Origin of the sequence: Streptomyces sp. Tu6071 (assembly GCF_000213055.1) — a bacterium.
Taxonomy (GTDB): domain Bacteria; phylum Actinomycetota; class Actinomycetes; order Streptomycetales; family Streptomycetaceae; genus Streptomyces; species Streptomyces evansiae.
The window spans coordinates 2,154,695-2,176,865 of record NZ_CM001165.1; the positions used below are offsets into that span (position 1 = coordinate 2,154,695).

Consider the following 22,171-nt stretch of genomic DNA (forward strand, 5'->3'; position numbering starts at 1 on the left):
GACGTTCGAGACGACGCACGATAGGGACTGAACTCTTGTCTTCGCTCCTCAACACCCCGCTCCACGAGCTCGACCCCGAGGTGGCCTCGGCGGTCGACGCCGAGCTGCACCGCCAGCAGTCCACGCTGGAGATGATCGCCTCCGAGAACTTCGCGCCCGTCGCCGTCATGGAGGCGCAGGGCTCGGTGCTCACCAACAAGTACGCCGAGGGCTACCCGGGCCGTCGTTACTACGGCGGCTGCGAGCACGTCGACGTGGTCGAGCAGCTCGCGATCGACCGGGTCAAGGCGCTCTTCGGCGCCGAGCACGCCAACGTGCAGCCGCACTCGGGCGCGCAGGCGAACGCCGCCGCGATGTTCGCGCTGCTCAAGCCGGGCGACACGATCATGGGCCTGAACCTGGCCCACGGCGGTCACCTGACCCACGGCATGAAGATCAACTTCTCCGGCAAGCTTTACAACGTCGTCGCGTACCACGTCGACGAGGAGACCGGCCGGGTCGACATGGACCAGGTCGAGAAGCTGGCGCGCGAGGCGCGGCCGAAGCTCATCGTGGCCGGCTGGTCGGCGTACCCGCGTCAGCTCGACTTCGCCGCGTTCCGCCGGATCGCGGACGAGGTCGGCGCGTACCTCATGGTCGACATGGCGCACTTCGCCGGGCTCGTCGCGGCGGGTCTGCACCCCTCGCCGGTGCCGCACGCGCACGTCGTCACGACGACGACGCACAAGACGCTGGGCGGGCCGCGCGGCGGCGTGATCCTGTCGACGGCCGAGCTGGCGAAGAAGATCAACTCGGCTGTGTTCCCCGGTCAGCAGGGCGGTCCGCTGGAGCACGTGATCGCGGGCAAGGCGGTGGCCTTCAAGGTCGCGGCCTCGGACGACTTCAAGGACCGCCAGGCGCGGACCCTGGAGGGCGCGCGCGTCCTCGCGGAGCGCCTCGTCGCCGCCGACGTCACCGAGCACGGTGTCTCGGTCCTGTCGGGTGGTACGGACGTGCACCTCGTCCTCGTCGACCTGCGCCACTCGGAGCTGGACGGCCAGCAGGCCGAGGACCGACTCCACGAAGTCGGCATCACGGTCAACCGCAACGCGGTCCCGAACGACCCGCGTCCCCCGATGGTCACCTCGGGTCTGCGCATCGGGACCCCGGCGCTCGCGACGCGCGGCTTCGGCGCGGCGGACTTCGCCGAGGTCGCCGACATCATCGCCGAGGCGCTCAAGCCCGGCTACGACGCGGCCTCGCTGCGCGCGCGGGTGACGGCGCTCACCGAGAAGTACCCGCTGTACCCGGCGTTGGGCGCCTGAGTCCGGGTACGACCCCGCGGGGGCCTTTCGCCCCTTTCCGGCCCGTCCCGCACACTGGGGAGTGACCCCCGGCGCGCGGGACGGGCCGCGCGCCCCCCGTACCCGTTTGTTCTTCCGCACGTCCCCCGTTCCCGGACGGACAACGACGTCCGTCTTTTGAGGAGTGTTCCGTGGCCATCTCGGTCTTCGACCTGTTCTCCGTCGGCATCGGCCCCTCCAGCTCGCACACCGTGGGCCCCATGCGGGCGGCGCGCATGTTCGCCCGCCGGCTCAAGAACGAGGGGCTGCTCGTGCCGACCGCGCGGGTGCGCGCCGAGCTGTTCGGCTCGCTCGGCGCCACCGGGCACGGGCACGGCACCCCGAAGGCGGTGCTGCTCGGGCTGGAGGGCGCCTCGCCCCGTACCGTCGACGTCGAGCACGCCGACGCGCGCGTGGAGGAGATCCGCACGGGCGGGCGCATCTCGGTGCTCGGCGCGCACGAGATCCCCTTCGACTACGACGAGGACCTGCTCCTGCACCGCCGCGAGGTGCTGCCGTACCACGCGAACGGCATGAAGATGTTCGCGTTCGACGAGGCGGGCGCGCTGCTGCTGGAGAAGACGTACTACTCGGTCGGCGGCGGTTTCGTCGTGGACGAGGACGCGGTGGGCGAGGACCGCATCAAGCTCGACGACACCGTGCTGAGGTACCCCTTCCGCACGGGCGACGAGCTGCTGCGGCTCACGCGGGAGACGGGGCTCTCGATCCCGGCGCTCATGCTGGAGAACGAGAAGGCGTGGCGCACCGAGGACGAGATCCGGGCGGGGCTCCTGGAGATCTGGCGCGTCATGAAGGACTGCGTGGCGCGCGGCATGTCGCGCGAGGGCATCCTCCCGGGCGGCCTGAAGGTCCGCCGCAGGGCGGCGGCCTCGGCGCGTCAGCTCCGCGCGGAGGGGGACCCGCTCGCCCGCGCGATGGAGTGGATCACGCTCTACGCGATGGCGGTGAACGAGGAGAACGCGGCGGGCGGTCGCGTCGTGACGGCGCCGACGAACGGCGCGGCGGGCATCATCCCGGCGGTCCTGCACTACTACATGAACTTCGTGCCGGGGGCCGACGAGGAGGGCGTCGTGCGCTTCCTGCTCGCGGCGGGCGCGGTCGGGATGCTCTTCAAGGAGAACGCGTCGATCTCGGGCGCCGAGGTCGGCTGCCAGGGCGAGGTGGGCTCGGCGTGCTCGATGGCCGCCGGGGCGCTCGCGGAGGTGCTGGGCGGCAGCCCCGAGCAGGTCGAGAACGCGGCCGAGATCGGCATGGAGCACAACCTGGGCCTGACCTGCGACCCCGTCGGCGGCCTCGTCCAGATCCCCTGCATCGAGCGCAACGGCATGGCGGCGGCGAAGGCCGTCACCGCGGCCCGCATGGCGCTGCGCGGCGACGGCAGCCACCTCGTCTCGCTCGACAAGGTCATCAAGACGATGCGCGACACGGGCGCCGACATGTCCGTCAAGTACAAGGAGACGGCCCGGGGCGGGCTCGCGGTGAACATCATCGAGTGCTGAGGGCCGGACCCAGGCGGGCGAGGGGCGCGGGGGCCACCGCCGACCCCGGCCACCCCCGTACCCACCCCCGCGCGGCGCGAGCGTCCCGGGGGCACGCGCGGGGCGTCCCGCGTGTCGGGCGGGTGGTGCGCGGAGCGCCGTCGCGAGCGGGCCAGGGCGGGCGCGTTACAACTTGTCCATGCGCGCGACACGAGTCCTCCGGCGTGCGCGGGCTCTGTTCCCGCGCCGCCCCCACAGCCTCGCCGGCCAGGTCTTCGCCCTGCAGCTGCTCGTGATCGTCGTGCTCGCCCTGCTGATGGCCGCCGTGTTCGTGCGCGAGGTGCACTTCCGGGCGACGCGTGAGGCGTACGACCGCTCCCGTGCCGTCTCCGAGACCTTCGCGCACGCGCCGGGCACCGTCGCCGCCATGCGCTCGCGCGACCCGAGCGCGGTCCTCCAGCCGAGCGCCGAGGCCGCGCGCGAGAAGGCGGACGTCACGTACGTCGTCGCCTTCGACCCGGCCGGTATCCGCTGGAGCCACCCCGATCCCTCGCTCATCGGCAAGCACGTCTCGGGGGATTTCTCACGGGCGCGCGCGGGCAAGCCCTTCCAGGAGGTATTCGACAGCAGCCGCTTCGGTGAGGCCGTCGAGACGACGAGCCCCGTCCTCGACGGGCGGCACCACATCGTCGGTTTCGTCTCCGCGGGCATCCGCCTGCAGAGCATCAACGACGTCTTCGTCGGAGAGCTCCCCGTCCTCGGCGGATTGTTCGCGGTGGCGCTCGCCCTCGCCGTCGTGGGTACCGCGCTGGTGAGCCGACGCCTGCGCTCGCAGACGCACGGGCTCGGACCCGCCGGGATGACGCGGATGTACGAGCACCACGACGCGGTACTGCACGCCGTGCGCGAGGGCGTCGTCATCGTCGGCCCCGACGAACGGCTGCTGCTCGTCAACGACGAGGCACGGCGGCTCCTCGGCCTGACCGGCGAGGAGGTGACGGACCGTGACGTGCACGAGGTGGGCATGGCCCCCGGCATCGCCTCGCTCCTCGCCTCGGGACACGCGGCCAACGATGAGATGCGCGCGGTCGGTGACCGCCTCGTCGCCTTCAACCAGCGTCCCGTGAGCGAGGACGGCGAGGGGCGGCAGGGCTCGGTGGCCACGCTGCGCGACACTACCGAGCTGCGGGAACTGGCGAACCGGGCCGAGTTCGCCCGCGACCGCCTCCAGCTCTTGTACGACGCGAGCGTACGGATCGGGACGACGCTCGACACCGTGCGCACCGCCGAGGAGCTGGCCGAGATCGCCGTGCCGCGCTTCGCCGACTACGTCAGCGTCGAACTCCTCGAACCCGTGCTGCGCGGCGAGGAGCCGACGCTCGTGGGCACCGAGATGCGCCGGGTCACGGCCCGGGGCATCCGGGACGACCACCCGCTCCTCCCGGCCGGGGAAGTCATCGACTTCCTGCCGGGTAGCCCCGTCGCGGACGCCGTCGTGACGGGGCGCGCGCAACTGCGGACCGATCTGACGGACTCGGCCGAGTGGAGCACGCACGCCCCCGAGCGGGCCCGGGAGGTCGTGGACTTCGGCATCCACTCGCTCGTCTCGGTGCCGCTGCGGGCCCGCGGTGTCGTGCTGGGCATGGCGGACTTCTGGCGCTCGGAGCAGCCCCCGTACGACGCGGAGGACGTCTCGTTCGCGGAGGAGCTGGCCGCCCGCGCGGCCGTCGCCGTCGACAACGCGCGGCGGTTCACGCGCGAGCACTCGATGGCCGTGACGCTCCAGCGCAGCCTGCTGCCGCGGGCGCTGCCTGAGCAGTCGGGGCTGGAGGTCGCGTACCGGTACCTGCCCACGAAGACCGGGGTCGGCGGGGACTGGTTCGACGTCATCCCGCTCTCGGGGGCCCGGTTCGCGCTGGTCGTCGGGGACGTCGTGGGGCACGGGGTGCACGCGGCGGCGACGATGGGGCGGCTGCGCACCGCCGTGCACAACTTCTCCGCGCTCGACCTCGCTCCCGACGAACTCCTCGCCCACCTCGACGAGCTGGTGGCGCGGATGGACGAGGACGAGGACAACGCCGAGTCGCCGGGCGGCGACGATCCCGCCGTCACCGGGGCCACGTGCCTGTACGCGGTCTACGACCAGGTCTCCGGGGTGTGCGCGGTCGCGCGGGCCGGGCACCCGGGGCCCGCGCTCGTGACCCCGGACGGGGTGGCCTCGTACCCGGACATCCCCGGTTCGCCGCCGCTGGGCCTCGGCAGCGGGCTGCCCGTGGAGAAGACCGACCTGGTCCTGCCCCCGGACAGCCTGTTCGTGCTCTTCACGGACGGGCTCGTCAAGGACAGGGAGCGCGACATCGGCACGGGGCTGGCGCTGCTGCGCGACACGCTCGCGGTGCCGGGGCGCGGGCCCGAGGAGACGTGCGGCGCCGTCATGGACCGCCTGCTGGTGCCGGAGCCGGGCGACGACGTGACGCTCCTCGTGACCCGTACCCGGCGGATGTCCCCCGAGCGGATCGCGGAGTGGGACATCCCCTCGGACCCGGCGGCCGTCTCGCGGCTGCGCGGGGAGGTGCTGGCGCGGCTCGACGCGTGGGGCCTCGACGACCTCTCGTACACGACGGGGCTGATCACCAGCGAGCTGGTCACCAACGCGATCCGCTACGGCGCCCCGCCCGCGCGCCTGCGGCTGCTGCACGACGTGTCGGGGCTCATCTGCGAGGTCACCGACAGCAACAGCACCGCGCCGCACCTGCGACGGGCCAAGAGCAGCGACGAGGGCGGGCGCGGGCTCTTCCTCGTCGCGCAGTTCGCCGACCGCTGGGGCACCCGCTACCTGAACCGCGGCAAGGTGATCTGGACCGAGCAGCTCCTGACGGACGGCGACCGGGAGGCCGGGGAGCAGGACGCGGACGCCCTTCTCGACCAGTGGTCGGACGAGGACCTGGGCTGACCCGCGCTGACGGAGGGGTGTCCGGGGTGGCGGATAGCCGGGTCGGCGGGCACTGGGGTCGGCGGATGCCGGGGTCGGCGGACGCCTTGGTCAGCGGACGCCTTGGTCAGCCGCTGCGTGAGCCGCACACGCCCCGGACACCCCCGGCCCGCACACGCACCGCCCCCCACACGCCCCCGGACACGCCTCCGGCCCGAACCGTGGTGGTCCGGGCCGGAGGCGTGAGAGGCGGGGTCAGAGGGCGCCGCCGCGCCCGTAGTGCGTGCCGAGTTCGCCGCGGTAGCCGGGGTCCGTGAGGTGCTTGTCCTTGTCGAACTCCGGGGCCGACTTGATCTCGTCCTTGGTGCGGCTGACCGTCACCGTCTTGTTCTCGTGGTCTATGCCCGTGAGGGTGCCGGCCGGGAGGAGGACCTCCTTGCCGAAGATCCAGACGCCGGTGTCCACGACGATGTACTGGCTGTCGACGTCCGTCGAGTGCTTGTCGACCTTCCCGATGTGACCGTCGCGGGCCTCGACCTTGTAGCCGACGATCTCGGCGTCCGCGTAGTTGGTGACCTCGGGACCGTAGTTCCACAGGTTGCCGTCCGTCATGGTGTCTCCCGACTTTGGGGAACCGCCCGTCGCGGTTCCGCTGTAAGGAGCCGGGTGCCCTTCCCGCCGTCTCCCACGCATGCGATATTTGTCGCACGACAATGATCAGGGTTTTTCCCGCCGTCGCGGCGGGTCGGCGTAGGGTCGGTGACTCAGCCGGGGGCATGGTCCCCGTACCCGTGACGCCGAGGAGGAAGCGAGCCGATGGCCACTGCCGGGAGCGTGGAGAGGCTGGCGGAGCTACTGGCCGCCGAGCAGGAGCGGCTCACCACGGAGTGGGTGGAGCTGGCGCTGCCCGCGCTGCAGGGCCGGGTGAGCGCGCCCGAGGTGGGACAGGAAATCCGCGAACTGTACGCGGCCGTGCTCGGGGCGCTGCGCGGGGGCTCGCTCGACCACCGCGCGGAGCAGTACACGGAGGTGCGCGGGCTGCTCGTGGAGCTGTCGCGCAACCGGGCCAGGCAGGGTTTCACCCCGACCGAGACGGCGCTCGGCGTCTTCCTCTTCAAGGAGATCCTGCAGCCGGAGCTGTCCGGCTCGCGCGCCGACCTGGCCGTGTTCCTCGACTTCTCGCGGCTCGTGGACGGTCTCGGGCTCTTCACCGTCGAGGCGCACGCCACGACGCGCGAGGCGATCATCACGGCGCAGGCCGAGCAACTGCTCGAACTGTCCACGCCGGTCGTGAAAGTGTGGGACGGCGTGATCGCGGTGCCGCTCGTCGGGACGCTCGACTCGGCCCGTACCCAGGTCGTCATGGAGAAGCTGCTCCAGGCGCTCATCGACCACAACTCGACCCAGGCGATCATCGACATCACCGGGGTCTCGGCCGTGGACACCCAGGTCGCCCAGCACCTCCTGAAGACGGTCGTGGCGGCGCGGCTCATGGGCGCCGAGTGCACGATCTCCGGGATCAGGCCGCAGATCGCGCAGACCATCGTCGGGCTCGGCATCGAGTTCGGCGACATCGTCACGAAGTCCTCGCTCGCCGACGCCCTCGCGCACGCCCTGCGCCGGATCAGGGCGGACCGCGAGGCGGACCAGGCGGACGGCTCGATCGTGCCCGGGGGCCTGCTGTGAGCGAACGCGTCCCGATCCTGCGGATCGGCGGGACGCTCCTCGTACCGATCCAGGTCGAACTGGACGACCAGAGCGTCCTCGATCTCCAGGAGGACCTCTCGGAGGAGATCGTGCGGACGGGGGCGCGCGGCGTCGTCATCGACATCTCGGCGCTGGAGATCGTCGACTCCTTCGTGGGGCGGATGCTCGCCACGACGGCCGCCGTCTCGCGCGTCCTCGACGCGGAGACGGTCGTCGTCGGGATGCGGCCCGCCGTCGCGATGACGCTCGTGGAGCTGGGGCTCTCGCTCGGCGGCGTACGCACCGCGCTCGACCTGGAGCAGGGGCTGCGGGTGCTGCGCCGGGCGGGACGGACAGGTCCGGAACGCGGATGACGAGTCCCCAGCCGGCGCCCGCGCCGACGCAGACGATGACCATCGCCACCAACAACGACGTGGTCAAGGCCCGCCAGCTGGTGCGCACCCTCGCCCAGGAGAGCGGGCTCTCCCTGGTGGAGCAGACGAAACTGGTGACCGCGGCGAGCGAACTCGCGCGCAACACGCTCGTCCACGCGGGCGGCGGCGAGCTGCTCGCGAGCCGGGTCAGCGCGGCCGGGCACGAAGGGGTGCGGCTCGTGTTCCGTGACGACGGGCCGGGTATCCCGGAACCGGATCTCGCCCTCACCGACGGCTGGACCTCGGGGGACGGCATGGGGCTCGGGCTCAGCGGCTCGCGCCGGCTCGTCGACGACTTCACCCTCGACACCTCGCTGGGCGAAGGGACGACGGTGACGGTGACGAAGTGGGCGCGCTAGAGGGGACGTACGGGCAGGGGCGGCACGGGCGGCAGGTCGACGCGTACGACATGCCGCGCGCCGAGGACGTCGCGTGGCTGCGCGTGGACGTCGCGCTGCCCGCGGCGGCGCGCAGCGCGGCGGCGCAGTTGTGCCACCGGCTGGGTTTCGGGACGCGGCGCACCTCGGAGGTCGCGCTCGCGGTGACCGAGGCGGCGACGAACCTCCAGCGGCACGCGGGGGACGGTTCGCTGCTGCTGCGCCTCGTACGCACCCCCGACGAGGCCGCGCTCGAATTCCTCGCGCTCGACAGCGGGCCCGGCATCTCCGACGTCGCGTACTCGCTGCGCGACGGGGCCTCGTCGGCGGGGACGCTCGGCGTGGGCCTCGGCACGATCGCGCGGCTCGCCGACAGCTTCGGCATCCACTCGCTGCCCGGCCGCGGGACCGTGCTCACGGCGCGGTTCTGGCCGGACCGCGAGCGGGGGCCGCACCGGCCCGAACCGCTCGTCGCGGGGCTGACGCGGCCGATCAGCGGCGAGACCGTGTGCGGGGACGCGTGGGCGGCGCGGCCGGTGGCGGCGGCGGACGACGGGCCGGGCTCGGTCCTCGTGATGATGTGCGACGGGCTCGGGCACGGGCCGCTCGCGTCGCGCGCCGGGGAACTCGCCGTGGAGGCGTTCCTCGGCAGTACGGCGGAGGAGCCCGACGAAGTGCTGCGCCTGCTCCACGGGGCGCTGCGGGGCGGGCGCGGCGCGGCGGTGGGGATCGCGCGGCTCGACCTCGCGACGCGGCGCGTGCGGTTCTGCGGTGCGGGGAACATCAGCGCGTACGTGATCGGCGAGGGGCGGCGGCGCTCGCTGGGCTCGGCGCCCGGGATCGTGGGGCACCAGTTGCCGCGGCTGCGGGTGTTCGAGGAGGTCATGGCGGGCGTGGACGGGACGCTGGTGCTGCACTCGGACGGGCTGACGTCGCGGTGGGAGCCGAACGACTTCCCGGGGCTGTTCGCCCTGGCGCCGCTGACCGTGGCGGGGCAGATCTTCAACCAGGCGGCGGTTCGTCGGGACGATGGGGGTGTGGTCGTGGTGCGGGTTCCCTGACGGGGGGGGCGTGGGGGCGGGGGCCTCGCGTTTCGACGTGTGGACCTCGCGGGGCTCCGCCCCGGGCCCCGCTCCTCAAACGCCGGAGGGGCTGTCCTTGTGTGCCGCGTGCGGACCGCCCGAGTGGTGGGGGGCGCTCGGGGGCAGCAGGCTGGGGGGCATGATGACGGCGACGGGTGAAGTCAGCGGGGCGCGGTGGGAGCCGCCGGAGCTTCCCGAGGCGCGTGGTGATCTTTCTTCGCACCTGCTCACGGCGCTGCGCGCGGGGCGCGACGCGCCGCCGTGGGGGCCGCAGGCGGCGCGTGTGGACCCGCTCGGCGAGGACCTGCAACTCGCCCTCTTCGTTCTGTACGGGCTCCAGCGCGGCGGCTGGGCGGGACTCCCGCCCACCGCCGAGTGGGAGCCGCTGCTGCTGGGCCTGCGCCGCCCCCTGGAGCGGCGCTTCCTGGAGGCGCTGCGCGGCCTGACGCGCGGCGCCGAGGACGTCTCGGCGGCCTTCGCGGACCTGCTCGTGCAGCCCGAGGGCGGCGATCCGACGAGTGTGAGCGGCGCGCTGGAGCGGGACGGGAAGCCCTGGCAGATCCGCGAGTACGCGGTGCTGCGGGCGCCCGCGCGCGCCTTCGAGGACGACGGCCCCGCCTGGGCGCTGCCCCGGCTGCCCGCGCGCCCCCGGGCCGGGTTCCTCTCCGTCCTGCACGCGCGCGCCGGGCACGGGCAGCCGGCGCGCGGCCACGCGGCGCTCGCCGAGGAGCACCTGCGCGCGCTCGGCCTCGACCCGGCGCCCGGCAGGTACGTGGACGCGGTGCCCGCCGCGTCCCTCGCGCTCGCCAACCTGGGCGCGCTCTTCGGCCTGCACGGGGCGCTGCGCGGCGCGCTCGTGGGGCACGCGGCGGCGTGGGGCGTCCTGCTGCCGCGCGCGGCGGGGCGCGTGGCCGCGGCGCTGGAGCGGACGGACGCGCCGGAGGAGGCGCGGCGCTACCTGGAGGCGCGGGCCGAGGCGGGCGCGGCCGAGGAGCAGGTGCTGCGCTCGGAGGTGCTCGCCCAGCTGCTGCTCGTGGAGCCCGGCCTGGAGGCGGACGTGGTCCTCGGCATCGAGGCGACGAGCCTCCTGGAGGACCGCCTCGCCGCGCACGCGCTCACGGCGTGGGGCGCGGACGAGTCGGCGCTGCGGCTGCCGGTGGCGGTCGCGGAGAACTGAGGGGGGTGAGGGGCCGGGGCGGTGTCGTGCCTTGCGGCGCCCCTGCCCCGTACCGCCGTGGTCGCGTCCGCATCGTGAACGGGCGGGACGCGGTGCGGGCACGCGGGCGTACCTTTCGGCGCATTATGACCACCACTCCCGTACGCGAAGCAGAAGACGAGGACCGGACGACGGCGGTCCTGCACGCCGAGGAGGTGGAGCTCGTCCGCGAGGGCGCGCTCCTCCTGGACCGGGTCTCCCTCACCGTCCGCGAGGGCGAGCACTGGGCGCTGCTCGGCGCCAACGGCGCGGGCAAGACGACGCTCCTGAGCCTGCTCGGGGCGCTCGGCCACCCGACGCGCGGGCAGGTCGAGGTGCTCGGGCGGCGGCTCGGGCGCGTGGACCTGCGGGAGCTGCGGACGTACGTGGGGCACGTCAATCCTCGGCACCCGCTGCGCAGCGCGCTGAAGGTGCGCGACGTGGTGCTGACCGGGCTGACGAACAGCGTCGAGCCGCTGCCGCGCTGGCAGCCGGACGCGGAGCAGCGCGAGCGCGCCGAGCGGCTCATCGCGACGCTCGGGCTCGGGCACCGCGCCGGGGCGACGTGGCCGACGCTCTCGCAGGGCGAGCGAGGGCGGGCGCTCATCGCGCGCTCGCTCATGCCGGAGCCCCGGCTGCTGCTGCTCGACGAGCCGGCGACGGGACTCGACGTCGCGGGCCGCGAGCAGCTCATCGAGAGCATCGAGGCGCTGACCGCCGGGCGGCCCGCGCTCGCCTCCGTCCTCGTGACGCACCATTTGGAGGAGCTGCCGCCGGGCACGACGCACGCGCTGCTGCTGCGCGGCGGGAAGGTGCTCGGGAGCGGGCCCGTGGACGAGGTGCTGACGAGCGAGTCCGCGTCGGAGTGCTTCGGGCACCCGCTGCGGCTCGAACGGCACGGCGGCAGGTGGAGCGTGCGCACGGCGGGGCGGGCGCGCGCCGTGGAGGTCTGAGGGCGGGGGCGGTACGTGGGGGCGGTCCGTGGGTGCGGGCCGCCCCCTCGCGCGGGTCAGCCCTTGTGGACGCCCGCCCAGAACTCCTCGAAGGAGAGGAGCTTGTCGCCGTTGGCGTCCTTCGAGGCGATGATGGCCTCGGCGACGGACGCGGTGACGTAGAAGTCGCCCATGCGGGCCATGGCCGACTTGTACTCGTCGGCGGTGATGAAGCCGTCCCCGTCGGCGTCGAACTGCTGGAACGTTTTGCGTGCCTCTTCGATGTCGGCCATCGGCCCGTCCACCCCTTCTCGGTGCTTCTGTACGGCGGTCAGGGTATCCGGCCCGCCCCGGCGCGAGGAGGGCGAGACCACGACGGGCGGAAGGAGTACGGACCGTGACGGACCTGGGCGCGCTCTTCGCGGACCTGGCGCGGGGGCGTTTTCCCGCGCCCGACGGGACGACGACGGTGTGGCCGCTGGCCGGGGAGCGCGAGGCGGGGGTGCTCGCGCTGACGGCGCGGTCCTTCGTCTTCGCCGACGCGGACGAGGGATGGGTGTGGGAACGGCTCGCGCGCACGGGCTCCGACCCGCTCGCCGCGAGTCTGCACCCGTCCTTCCTCGCGGCGCTCCTGGAGCGGACCGGGCGGCGGATGGACACGGTGGACCTCCTGACGGTCGCGCCCGCGCTTCCCGGCCCGCCCCCGCTCGAGCTGCGCGAGAGCGCGCCGCACGGCCATCCGCGCGTGGCCAGGGCGCTGCGGCGGCGCACGGAGGTCCGGGTCTGGGAGACGGCCGAGGGGGACGTGGTGCTCCTCGGCCGGGGGCCGGGCGGGCGCTGGGAGACGGCGATCGAGACGGCGGGGGCGGGGGCACGGGGACGGGGACGGGCCCTCGCGCTGGCGGCGCGTCACCTCGTGCCCGGCGCGGCGGTGTGGGCGCAGCAGGCGCCGGGGAACGCGCGCAGCGTGCGGGCCTTCCAGGCGGCGGGGTACCGCGCGGTGGGGGCCGAGGCGCTGCTGTGGCGGGCCCCGGAGTGAGGCCGCGTGGTGCCGGGTGGTGGTGGCTCAGGTGCCGCGTGGCAGGAAGAGTTCGCTCGCCGGGACCGGGCGCAGGTTTCTGCGGGACAGCGCCGTGAGGAGGGCGGGGAGCGCCTGGAGGGTGTGGGGGCGGCCGAGGTGGAGGGTGACGATGCCGCCGGGGCCGACGGTGCGCAGCACGCGGGCGCGGATCGTGGCGGGGGACGGGTCGCGCCAGTCGGCGGGGTCGGTGTCGTAGGCGAGGAGGTGCGGGTACCCGGCGCGCTGTGCGGCGCGGATGACGCGGGGGTCGGACTCGCGGTGGCGCGGGGAGCGCAGCCAGGGGCCGATGCCGCCGCCGAGGCGGAAGAGGCGGTGGGCGCACTGCTCGATCTCGGCGCGGACGGCGGGCTCGGTGAGCAGGCTCAGGTCCTTGTGGTGCTCGGTGTGGTTGCCGAGTTCGTGGCCCTCGTCGAGCAGGCGGCGGGCGAGGGCGGGTTCGGCGGCGAGCCAGGTGCCGACGGCGAGGACGGTGACGCGCAGTCCGCGCCCCCGCAGCAGGTCGAGGGTGCGCGCGGCGACGGCGGGGTCCGCGCCGGGCTCGGCGTTGAAGGTGAGCGCGAGCCGTCCGTCCGTGCCCGGCCCGTGGGTGAGCTGGACGGGCGCGCCGGGGATGCGCAGGGGGGCGCGGCGGGCCGGGGTGACCGCGAGCGGCTGGGCCGCCACCGGGTCCGGGGCGGCCCCGGGCCCCGTATCCGTCCGCGCGTCGGGGAGGGAGGCGGGTGCCGAGCAGCCGCCGAGCAGCGCGGGGGCCAGTGGGAGGGCGGAGAGCGCGGCGCCCGCGCGCAGCAGGACACGACGACTCGGATCAGTCATATCGGCATTCAATCCGCCGAAGACAAGGGGGACGGGAGCGACACGACACGCCCACCCGCGCGGGCGAGGTACCTCAGCGGTCCGTCACGCGCAGCTCGAACCACGTCTTCTTGCCGACGGGCAGCAGGTCCACGCCCCACCGCTCGCTGAGCCGCTCGACGAGTGCGAGCCCGTACCCGCTCGTGACCGCCATCCCGAAGGAGGGCATGACGCAGGGCAGGGCCCGCGAGGGGTCGCGGAACTCGACGCGGATGCGGCCCGGCCGACGCGTCATGCGCAGCCCGAAGGAACGCGCGCCCGCGTGCCGCACCGCATTGCCCAGCAGCTCCGACACGAGGAGCGCGGTCGTCTCCGCAAGTGCCGGGGACAACCGCCACTCCTCGGTGACGACGAGCGCGGCGAGGCGGCGCAACTCACCCCCCGACTCAGGGGTCGCCTCGACACGGATCTCCGACTCCGCCGGGTTCCCGTGCGCGTCCAAGGCCGCCAGGGCGCGTTCGTCCTTCGCGCCCGGCGTCCACCGTGCCGCGGGCCCGCCCTGCTCGGCCCGCCGCGTGTGCTCTGTGCCCTCCAGCCCCGCCATGCCCCCCATGATGGCGGTCCTCAGCCGTACGCGGGCGCGTTCCGGCGGAATATGACGGGACGCCAGGAGGCTCGTGAAGACCACGTCCGGCATATGCCAAGGGCAAAAGGAAAGCTCCGGCGGGTGTCACCGGGGGTGATGACGCTGTGCGGACGAGTGATCACACCCCGGGTGCGCACCGTTTCTTAAGGTTCACTTAAGGCGGACATAAGACGTCGCACGCGGGGTGCGCACGCCCCCGCGCGCCCGGGGACGGCGAGGGCGGCGGCGGGGGCACGGGGCCGCGCACGCGCAGGGGTCCGCTCAGCCGAAGTGTGCCTTGCCCGGCCCGTCCTCGACGAAGCTGCGCATCCCGGTCTCGCGGTCCTCGGTCGCGAACAGCCCCGCGAACCAGGTGCGTTCGAGCGCGAGGCCGGTGTCGATGTCCGTCTCCAGGCCGCTGTCCACGGCCTCCTTGGCGGCGCGCAGCGCGAGCGCCGGACCCTTGGCGAGCCGCGCGGCCCACGCGTGCGCGGCGGCGAAGACCTCCTCGGCGGGGACGACCTGGTCCACGAGGCCGATGCGCAGCGCCTCGTCCGCGCGCACCTGGCGCCCCGTGAAGATCAGGTCCTTGGCGCGCGAGGGGCCGACGAGGCGCGCGAGGCGCTGCGTGCCGCCGGCGCCGGGGATGAGGCCGAGGAGGATCTCCGGCTGCCCGAGCTTCGCGTTCTCGGCGGCGACGCGGTGGTCGGCGCACAGCGCGAGTTCGCAGCCGCCGCCGAGCGCGTAGCCGGTGACAGCGGCGACGACGGGCTTCGGGATGCGCGCGACGGCGGTGAACGCCTCCTGGAGGGCGCGCGAGCGCAGGACCATGTCCTTGTGGCTCATGTCGCGCATCTCCTTGATGTCGGCCCCGGCCGCGAAGACCTTCTCGCTGCCGCGGATCACGACGGCCCGCACGTCGTCCCTGCGGGTGATCTCGTCCGCGAGTTCGTGCAGCCGGTCCTGCACGGCGACGTTGAGCGCGTTCATGGGGGGCCGGTCGAGCGTGAGGGTGGCGACACTTTCGTCGACGTCGAAGAGCACAGTCATGCCTGCACCTTATGTGCCCAGGTCACGGCCGCGGACGTGCGCTTTGCCACAGGGGCGGGGCGCTGAGGGAGGGGCACGGAGGACGGGGCGGGCGGCCGGTACGGGGACGGCGGCCGGTACGGGAACGGGGCGCCGCCCGCGAAGGCGCCGCCCCGTCCCCGTACCGGCCGAAGGCCCGTCAGCTCTGCCACTCGCCCCAGGGCAGGTTCCAGCCGTTGAGGCCGTTCCACCACTGGATCTGCTTGTCGTCGGAGTGCGAGACGACGACGACGTCGCCGATGAGCGAGCTGTTGTAGAACCACGAGGCGGGCGTCGAGGAGTCGCCGCCGCCGCGCGCGTCGCGCAGGCCGACGCAGCCGTGGCTCGCGTTCTGGTTGCCGAAGACCCCGGGCCCCGCCCAGTAGTTGCCGTGCACGAAGGTGCCCGAGGTGGACAGGCGCATGGCGTGCGGGACGTCGGGGATGTCGTACTCGCCGCCGTAGCCGACCGTGTCGCCGTTCATGCGGGTCACCGGGTACTTCTCGCTGATGACCATCTGCCCGTTGTACGTCGTGCTGTTGGGGGCGCCGGCGGTGATCGGGATGGTCTTGAGCGTCTTGCCGTCGCGGGTCACGCGCATCGTGTGCGCCCGCGCGTCGACGTAGGAGACCTGGCTGCGGCCGATCGTGAAGCGCACCGTCTTGGCCTGCTCGCCGTAGACACCCGGACGGCCCTCGACGCCGTCGAGCGCGAGTGTGAGCGTCACCTTGGTGCCCGGCGCCCAGTACTTCTCCGGGCGGAAGTCGAGGCGGTCGTTGCCGTACCACTTGTGGCGGATCTCGACGTCCGGCTCGGCCGTGACCTTGATGCCGCGCTCGACGGCCTTCGGGTCGGTGATGCCGCGCGAGAAGTTGAGCGAGACGGGCATGCCGACGCCGACCTTCGAGCCGTCCTCCGGCGTGAAGCGGCCGATGAAGGTGTTCTTCGGGACGAGCGTCGTGAACGTCGTGTCCTTCGCCGACGCGCGGCCGTGCGCGTCCTTCGCGACCGCGTGCACCTTGTACGTGGTCGAAGCGGCGAGGTGCAGCTCGGGCTGCCAGGCAGTGCCGCCCCGGACGATGTCCCCCGCGACCTCGGTGCCCTTCGTGTCGGCGACCCGGACCTCCGTGAGCTTCCCCTTGCTCGCGCTGATCTTCAGGACCCCGCTCGTGTCCACGTCCTTCGCGCCGTCCTTCGGCGCGACGGTCACGACGGCCTGCGAGAGGGTCGGGCTCGGCCTGACCTTCCCCCCGTCCTTGCCGTCCGTCCCCGTACCGCCGCCGTCGCCGCCCCCGCTGCACGCCGTCACGAGCAGCAGGAGCACGCCGAGCAGCAGCGCGGGCAGGGCCCGCGCCCCGCCACCGCTCCCCCGCAGCCACCCCGCACCCGCGTACGCCGTCGGTCGCCCGCTCACTCCTGTGTCTCCCCTCGCATACGCACGGGAACCGCCTGAGCGCCGCCCCCGCGTTCGATCCGCACAGTCAGATAACCACACACCCGCACACGCGAGACCCCCGCGTTTGTCACCGTTGCGTTCCAACTCCCGCCCCCACCTGCGCTCTTCCCCTCGGGCGTCCCGGGGCCCCGGGTGAACGCCCCGCCCCGCGCGGGCGAAACGTGAGCGAAGCCCTCGCGAGGGGAAGAACAGGGGTGGGACGAAAGCCGCCGAGCCACGGCCGGGAGCCGCACGCCGCACCGCGGGCACACCACGCACCACGTGCCCCGGGCGCCGCGCGGCGTCCGCGTCCCCGGAGCCGCCAGGAGGCCGGAAGGTGACGAGCGCAGCCGAGCAGGAGGAGACCGGGAGGCGGCAGCCGGGTACGGACCCGGGGCGGCCGCCGACGACCGCGGGCACCGGGCACGGCCCGCCCCCGCGCCCCGCGCGCCCCGCGGCCCTCGCCCGCGACGTCGCCTGGCCCGGCGCCCCGACGCCGCTCGGCGCGCGCTGGCACCGGGGCCCCGAAGGCCGCACGGGTACGAACTTCGCGCTGTGGGCGGGCGGCGCCGAGGCCGTCGAGGTGTGCGTGTTCGACGAGGAGGGCAACGAGCGGCGCGTGCGCCTCGCCGAGTGCTCGGACCAGATCTGGCACGGCTTCGTGCCGGGCGTCGCACCCGGCACGCGGTACGGCTACCGGGTGCACGGCCGCTGGGACCCGTGGACGGGGGCCAGGTGGAACCCGGCGAAGCTCCTCCTCGACCCGTACGCGCGCGCCGTGGACGGCGACTTCAGGCTCCCGGCCGAGGTCTACGGGCACGTGCGCGACTGGCCCGAGCAGCACGTCGCCGACACCGTGCGCGACGACCGCGACTCGGCGCCGTACGTCCCCAAGGGCGTCGTCGTGCACGACGAGTCCCCGGCCGCCGAGTGGATCGACGACCGCCGCCCGAAGACGCCGTGGGCGGACACGGTGCTCTACGAGGTGCACGTCAAGGGCTTCACGATGCGGCACCCCGGCATCCCGGAGCACCTGCGCGGCACGTACGCGGGCCTCGCCCACCCGGCGGCGCTCGCGCACCTCAAGCGACTCGGCGTGACCGCCGTCGAACTGCTGCCCGTGCACCAGTTCGCGCACGAGGACCACTTGTTGCGGCGCGGGCTCACGAACTACTGGGGGTACAACTCGATCGGCTACTTCGCGCCGCACGCCGCGTACGCCTCGCGCGGGACGCGCGGCGAACAGGTCGGCGAGTTCCGCGACATGGTGCGCGCGCTGCACGCGGCGGGCATCGAGGTCATCCTCGACGTCGTCTACAACCACACCGCCGAGGCCGACGAGCGCGGCCCGATGCTCTCGCTGCGCGGCATCGACAACCGGGGCTACTACCGGCTCCAGCAGGACGCGCGCCGCTACCGCGACTTCACCGGGTGCGGGAACACCCTGAACGTCGTCCAGCCGCAGGTCCTGCGGCTGCTCACGGACTCGCTGCGGTACTGGGTCGGCGAGATGGGCGTGGACGGCTTCCGCTTCGACCTCGCGGCGGCGCTCGCGCGCGCCGGACGGGACGGCGAGGAGCAGCGCTTCGACATGCTCGCGCCGTTCCTCGCCGTGATCGCCCAGGACCCGGTCCTGCGCCGTGTCAAGCTCATCGCGGAGCCGTGGGACGTGGGCTCCGGCGGCTACCAGGTGGGCGCCTTCCCGCCGCTGTGGGCGGAGTGGAACGACCGCTTCAGGGACGCGGCGCGGGACTTCTGGCGCGGCGCGCTGCCCGACGTGCGCGACCTCGGCTACCGCCTGTCGGGGTCGAGCGACCTGTACGCGTGGAGCGGGCGCAGTCCGCAGGCGAGCGTCAACTTCGTCACCGCGCACGACGGCTTCACGCTGCGCGACCTCGTCACCTACGACCACAAGCACAACGAGGCGAACGGCGAGGGCAACAGGGACGGCACCGGCGACAACCGCTCCTGGAACCACGGCGCGGAGGGCGAGACGGAGGACGCGGGCATCCGCGCGCTGCGGCGGCGGCAGCTCCGCAACCACCTCACGACGCTGCTCCTGTCCACCGGCGTGCCGATGCTCGTCGCCGGGGACGAACTGGGCCGCACCCAGGGCGGCAACAACAACGCGTACTGCCAGGACAACGGGATCGGCTGGCTCGACTGGTCGCTGCTCGACGCGCCGGAGTGGCGCGCGCAGTGCGCGCTCGTCGCGCGGCTCGTCGCGCTGCGCCGCGCGCACCCGGTGCTGCGCAGGCGGTCCTTCTTCACGGGCCGCGCCCTCTTCGCCGACGGGCGGCGCGACGTCGCGTGGTTCACGGCGCGCGGCGAGGAGCTGACCGAGGACGACTGGTACGCGCCGGGCCGCAGCCTCGGCATGTACCTCTCGGGCCGCGACCTGCCCGCCCGGGACGCGGGAGGCGCGCCGGTCGTGGACGACAGCTTCCTGCTGTTCCTCCACGCCGGCCCCGAGCCGGTCGGCCTCACGCTGCCGGGGCCGCCGTGGGCGGCGTCGTACGAGGTCGTCGTGGACACGGCGGCGGAGGACCAGGAGGAGGCGCCGGGGACGGTGCACGCGGCGGGGGCGACGGTGCGGGTGGAGGGGCGGTCGGTGGTGGTGCTGCGGGTGCGGGAGGGCGATCGCCCTTGACGGCGCGGCGCCGGACGCCGTTTTGCTTCACGCGACGGCGCGGCTACGACAGCGGCTCGTACGCGGTCGTGACGAGGCACGAGGCGTCGCCCTCGACGCGCAGCTCCGTGTTCTTCGGGAGCTTCGTGGGCGGCGTCCCGCGCCAGTCCGGGTTCTTGTCCGTGCCGTTCTTCTCCATGACGGCGTAGCGCAGGCCGTCGCGGGTGACGGTGAGCGTCTTCGGGTCCGGGGCGCCGTTGACCGGGTGGGCGTCGGCGAGTCCCGCGCGGCAGGCGGCGAGCGGGAGGGTGTCGAGCCCGTCGAGGGTGCCGAGGGTGCGCTCGTAGGTGCCGCTCGGGAACTTCCACAGGTCGTGCGGGTCCGCGCAGTCGACGGGGAAGAGGGCGCGGCTGCCGAGGCCGAGCAGTTGGGTGTCCGCGCACTGGCCGGGCCGGAAGCCGCGTGCCGTGCGGACGGTCTCGGTGGAGGTCACGAGGCGGTGCGCGCCGGGGAAGTCCTCGCGCTGCCAGCGCCCGTAGCGGCTCAGGCGCAGCTCGGAGCGGAGCGTCGTGACGTCGCTCAGGAGGCCCTGGGTGTGCAGCTCGTCGAGCTGGGCGGCGAGGTCGGCGGTCATCCTGACGACGCGGCCCTTGCCGTCGGTCGTGACGGTGACGGTGAAGCCCTTGGCGTGGCCGAGGTGTTCGGCCTGGCGCAGGGGCCGGGCGAGCGCGGCGGGCAGGACGTCGGCGGCGTGCGCGGCGGACACCGTCGCGGTGTAGCGGCGGCCACCCCCCGGGAGGTGCGCGGGCTCCTTGCCGGGCTTCGCGTGGGGCAGGACCTCGGCGAGGGTGCCGCCGTAGGGCAGGACCGCGCCGTTGAGGCGGTTGAGGTCGCTGTCGCCGTTGAGGCCGCGCTTCTCGCGCTCGGCGGGTGTGAAGCGCACCCAGGTGCGGCCCTTCGCGCCGTCCGCGGCGACGTACACGCTGCCGTGGCCGCGCACGGCGTACGTCTGCCGCACGTCGCGGCGCCCCTCACGTCCGCCGATGGCGCTCGCGTCGGACTCGGCGAGCGGTTCGGGGACGTGGACGGTGCGCTCGGCGCGGGCGACGTCCTGGTCCCAGTCGAGCGTGCCCGCGACGACGTCGGTGGCCTTCGTGCCCGTCCCGCCGTAGTCGAGGCGTGAGGTGAAGCGCGCGGTGAGCCCTTCCTGACTCGCCCGCGAGGCGGCCTGGAGCTGCTTGCCGAGCGGCTTCCCGAACACGGCGTGTTCGCCGCCGAAGGGGCTTCCGCACGCGCTCACCCCGCCGAGCAGCCCGGCGAGCACGAGCCCGCTCCCGGCCATCCGCACCACACGCCGCATGGCCGCCGCCTCCGCTCCGCTCCGTGATTCCGCCTGTCCGGGACCCCGCCGGGGACGTACCACCCGGGTTCCCGCGCGTCGCCGGTACGGGGCGCGGGGGTGTCCTGGGGGTGAATCCTACGGGGCGGGGGAAGCGGCGGGGGGCCGGGAGGGGCGGGGGGTGCGGTGCGTCAGCGGGACGTCACGCGGTGGTGGTCCCCCGTGTCGTACACCTCGAAGGCGTCGAGGAAGGCGCGGGCGCCCTCCGCCGCCGCGGCGGGCGTGGGCCGGTGACCGACCGGGGTCACGGGCTGGATGAGGGCCGCCGCGTGGGACGAGGTCCAGCCGCAGCGCGTGACGGGCTCGAACGCGACCGTGATCCGCGCGCAGCGCAGCAGGCCGCCGTTGCGGCCCGCCGGGAACGTCTTCGCCTCCTCCGGGCGGACCTCGACACCGAGGAGCGTGGAGAGGATGTCCGTCTCCCCGGCCGCCTCGGCGAGGTCGTCGCCCTTCTCGGCGAGCACGACGCTCACGAGGTACGGGTCGCCGCCGCCCTCCTCCGGCACGTAGCTCACGCGCGCGTCGAGCGGACCGCGCCCGACCTCGCGCCGCTCCCCGGCCGGCCACAGCGTCTCGTCCTTCTTCGCGAGCCGGTAGTGCCCGAAGGAGGCCGGTACCCGGGCCTCGTACGCGCCGGACGGGGACTGCCGGTCGCTGAGGAGGACCCCCGCCGTGACGCCGCCCGCGACGAGGACGGCGGCGATCCCGAGCGCGGTCCACACCCGGCGCCGACGGGCCCGGGACCGGGAGCGTGCCGCCGCCGCCCAGTCGATCGGGGTGAGGGCCGGGCTCTCCCCGGTCCTGGTCTCGCTCTCCCCTGCCATGGCATGCCCCCTTCAGTTCTCCGCAGAGGTTGTCACACCCCCGCGCGCCCCGTCCCGAGAACGCCGCGCTCATAGCCCGTCGCGACGCTCGTGGACCGTACGAACCGTGCCGGGGTGTCGAGCGCCCGGACCCGTCCGGCGTCGATCACCGCGACGCGGTCGCACAGGCGTGGGGCCTCCTCCATGAAGTGCGTGACGAGGAGGATCGTGACGCCGCTGTCGCGGATCTCCTCGACCGGTTGCCACGTCTCGTGGCGGCCGCAGGGGGCGAGGCCCTTGGTGGGTTCGTCGAGGAGGAGGACGCGGGGGCGGCCGAGGGGCGCGAGGGCGATCGAGAGGCGCTGCTTCTGGCCGCCCGAGAGCTTCGCCCAGCGCGCGTCGAGGCGGTCGGCGAGCCCGGGGCGCTCCGCGAGGGCGCGCCAGTCGGCGGGGTCGGGGTGGAAGGAGGCGTGGAGGAGCAGGGCCTCACGCACAGTGATCTTCGGCGGGAGGGCGCTCTCCTGGAGCTGCACGCCCAGGAGGCGGCTGACGGCGGGGTGTTCGGCGCGGGGGTCGAGCCCGGCGACGCGGACGGAGCCGCTGTCGGGGGCGCGCAGTCCCGCGACGCACTCGACGGTCGTCGTCTTCCCCGCCCCGTTCGGTCCGAGGACGCCGAAGACCTCGCCCTCGTGCACGCGGAAGGAGACGCCGTCGACGACGCGGCGCCCCCCTTAGCTCTTGCGCAGGTCACGGACGTCGACGAGGACGGGGGCCGCGCCGGTGGCGGGGCCTTCGGGGTCCGGGTGTGCGGTCATGGCCCCAGGCTCGCGGGGCGGACGGGCGCTTGGTATCGGCCAGTTCGCCAGGGCCCCTCATCCGA

At 74.1% G+C, this 22,171-nt stretch carries 19 protein-coding genes and 1 pseudogene; 11 read left to right on the forward strand and 9 right to left on the reverse strand.

Annotated features, from left to right (window positions below):
- Window positions 1-35 precede the first annotated feature (35 nt).
- The 3 genes from glyA to STTU_RS08675 all read left to right on the forward strand — a co-directional run bounded on the left by glyA (window position 36) and on the right by STTU_RS08675 (window position 5,774).
- On the forward strand, window positions 36-1,304 hold the full coding sequence (glyA, locus tag STTU_RS08665) for a serine hydroxymethyltransferase (RefSeq protein WP_007821861.1): 1,269 nt from the start codon (window positions 36-38) through the stop codon (window positions 1,302-1,304).
- A gap of 170 nt (window positions 1,305-1,474) precedes the next feature.
- Entirely contained in the window at window positions 1,475-2,842 is a 1,368-nt protein-coding gene (locus tag STTU_RS08670) for an L-serine ammonia-lyase (protein WP_007821864.1), read from the forward strand.
- A gap of 178 nt (window positions 2,843-3,020) precedes the next feature.
- Window positions 3,021-5,774, forward strand: a complete 2,754-nt coding sequence (locus STTU_RS08675) for a SpoIIE family protein phosphatase (protein WP_007821866.1) — start codon at window positions 3,021-3,023, stop codon at window positions 5,772-5,774.
- A 234-nt stretch (window positions 5,775-6,008) separates the two neighbouring features.
- Here the strand turns inward: STTU_RS08675 and STTU_RS08680 are convergent, their stop codons facing one another.
- Entirely contained in the window at window positions 6,009-6,365 is a 357-nt protein-coding gene (locus STTU_RS08680; RefSeq protein WP_007821873.1) for a hypothetical protein, read from the reverse strand.
- A 204-nt stretch (window positions 6,366-6,569) separates the two neighbouring features.
- Between STTU_RS08680 and STTU_RS08685 the strand changes: the two genes are divergently transcribed.
- The 6 genes from STTU_RS08685 to STTU_RS08710 all read left to right on the forward strand — a co-directional run bounded on the left by STTU_RS08685 (window position 6,570) and on the right by STTU_RS08710 (window position 11,480).
- Complete coding sequence (locus STTU_RS08685) at window positions 6,570-7,439, forward strand: STAS domain-containing protein (RefSeq protein ID WP_007821875.1); 870 nt, start codon at window positions 6,570-6,572, stop codon at window positions 7,437-7,439.
- Entirely contained in the window at window positions 7,436-7,813 is a 378-nt protein-coding gene (locus tag STTU_RS08690) for an STAS domain-containing protein (protein WP_009068791.1), read from the forward strand. Before STTU_RS08685 ends, STTU_RS08690 begins: the two co-directional genes overlap by 4 nt.
- A complete protein-coding gene (locus STTU_RS08695; RefSeq protein ID WP_043254600.1) occupies window positions 7,810-8,232 on the forward strand; it encodes an anti-sigma regulatory factor in 423 nt (140 codons plus the stop codon). Before STTU_RS08690 ends, STTU_RS08695 begins: the two co-directional genes overlap by 4 nt.
- Window positions 8,220-9,311 (forward strand): ATP-binding SpoIIE family protein phosphatase, encoded by a 1,092-nt coding sequence (locus STTU_RS08700; protein ID WP_043254603.1) that lies wholly within the window; start codon window positions 8,220-8,222, stop codon window positions 9,309-9,311. Before STTU_RS08695 ends, STTU_RS08700 begins: the two co-directional genes overlap by 13 nt.
- 160 nt (window positions 9,312-9,471) lie before the next feature.
- Window positions 9,472-10,509 carry an iron-containing redox enzyme family protein gene (locus STTU_RS08705; protein ID WP_007821879.1) on the forward strand — a complete coding sequence of 346 codons (1,038 nt, stop codon included), beginning with the start codon at window positions 9,472-9,474 and terminating at the stop codon, window positions 10,507-10,509.
- Window positions 10,510-10,634: 125 nt separating this feature from the next.
- Window positions 10,635-11,480 (forward strand): ABC transporter ATP-binding protein, encoded by an 846-nt coding sequence (locus STTU_RS08710; RefSeq protein ID WP_007821880.1) that lies wholly within the window; start codon window positions 10,635-10,637, stop codon window positions 11,478-11,480.
- A 56-nt stretch (window positions 11,481-11,536) separates the two neighbouring features.
- Here STTU_RS08710 and STTU_RS08715 read toward each other — a convergent pair whose 3' ends face one another.
- Entirely contained in the window at window positions 11,537-11,752 is a 216-nt protein-coding gene (locus STTU_RS08715) for an EF-hand domain-containing protein (protein WP_010270056.1), read from the reverse strand.
- Between the two features lie 104 nt (window positions 11,753-11,856).
- Here STTU_RS08715 and STTU_RS08720 point away from each other — a divergent pair, with 104 nt between their 5' ends.
- Window positions 11,857-12,498 (forward strand): hypothetical protein, encoded by a 642-nt coding sequence (locus tag STTU_RS08720; protein WP_007821882.1) that lies wholly within the window; start codon window positions 11,857-11,859, stop codon window positions 12,496-12,498.
- 27 nt (window positions 12,499-12,525) lie between these two features.
- Here STTU_RS08720 and STTU_RS08725 read toward each other — a convergent pair whose 3' ends face one another.
- From STTU_RS08725 to STTU_RS08740, 4 genes are all read right to left on the reverse strand, one after another.
- Window positions 12,526-13,353, reverse strand: coding sequence for a polysaccharide deacetylase family protein (locus STTU_RS08725; protein ID WP_007821883.1), 828 nt, complete (start codon window positions 13,351-13,353; stop codon window positions 12,526-12,528).
- 73 nt (window positions 13,354-13,426) lie between these two features.
- Window positions 13,427-14,029, reverse strand: a complete 603-nt coding sequence (locus STTU_RS08730; RefSeq protein ID WP_007821885.1) for an ATP-binding protein — start codon at window positions 14,027-14,029, stop codon at window positions 13,427-13,429.
- 210 nt (window positions 14,030-14,239) lie between these two features.
- Window positions 14,240-15,007, reverse strand: coding sequence for an enoyl-CoA hydratase/isomerase family protein (locus STTU_RS08735; RefSeq protein ID WP_043254606.1), 768 nt, complete (start codon window positions 15,005-15,007; stop codon window positions 14,240-14,242).
- A gap of 178 nt (window positions 15,008-15,185) precedes the next feature.
- Window positions 15,186-16,439 (reverse strand): L,D-transpeptidase, encoded by a 1,254-nt coding sequence (locus STTU_RS08740; RefSeq protein WP_007821887.1) that lies wholly within the window; start codon window positions 16,437-16,439, stop codon window positions 15,186-15,188.
- 358 nt (window positions 16,440-16,797) lie between these two features.
- On the opposite strand from STTU_RS08740, the gene glgX reads away from it, so the two are divergent.
- On the forward strand, window positions 16,798-19,110 hold the full coding sequence (gene glgX / locus STTU_RS08745; RefSeq protein WP_007821888.1) for a glycogen debranching protein GlgX: 2,313 nt from the start codon (window positions 16,798-16,800) through the stop codon (window positions 19,108-19,110).
- Window positions 19,111-19,153: 43 nt separating this feature from the next.
- On the opposite strand, the gene STTU_RS08750 is transcribed toward glgX, so the two are convergent.
- The 3 genes and pseudogenes from STTU_RS08750 to STTU_RS08760 form a co-directional block, all read right to left on the reverse strand.
- Window positions 19,154-20,449, reverse strand: coding sequence for a hypothetical protein (locus STTU_RS08750; RefSeq protein ID WP_043254608.1), 1,296 nt, complete (start codon window positions 20,447-20,449; stop codon window positions 19,154-19,156).
- 170 nt (window positions 20,450-20,619) lie between these two features.
- Window positions 20,620-21,312, reverse strand: coding sequence for a hypothetical protein (locus STTU_RS08755; RefSeq protein ID WP_007821892.1), 693 nt, complete (start codon window positions 21,310-21,312; stop codon window positions 20,620-20,622).
- Window positions 21,313-21,389: 77 nt separating this feature from the next.
- Window positions 21,390-22,106: pseudogene (locus tag STTU_RS08760) on the reverse strand (ABC transporter ATP-binding protein); the annotation flags it as partial.
- Window positions 22,107-22,171: the final 65 nt, after the last annotated feature.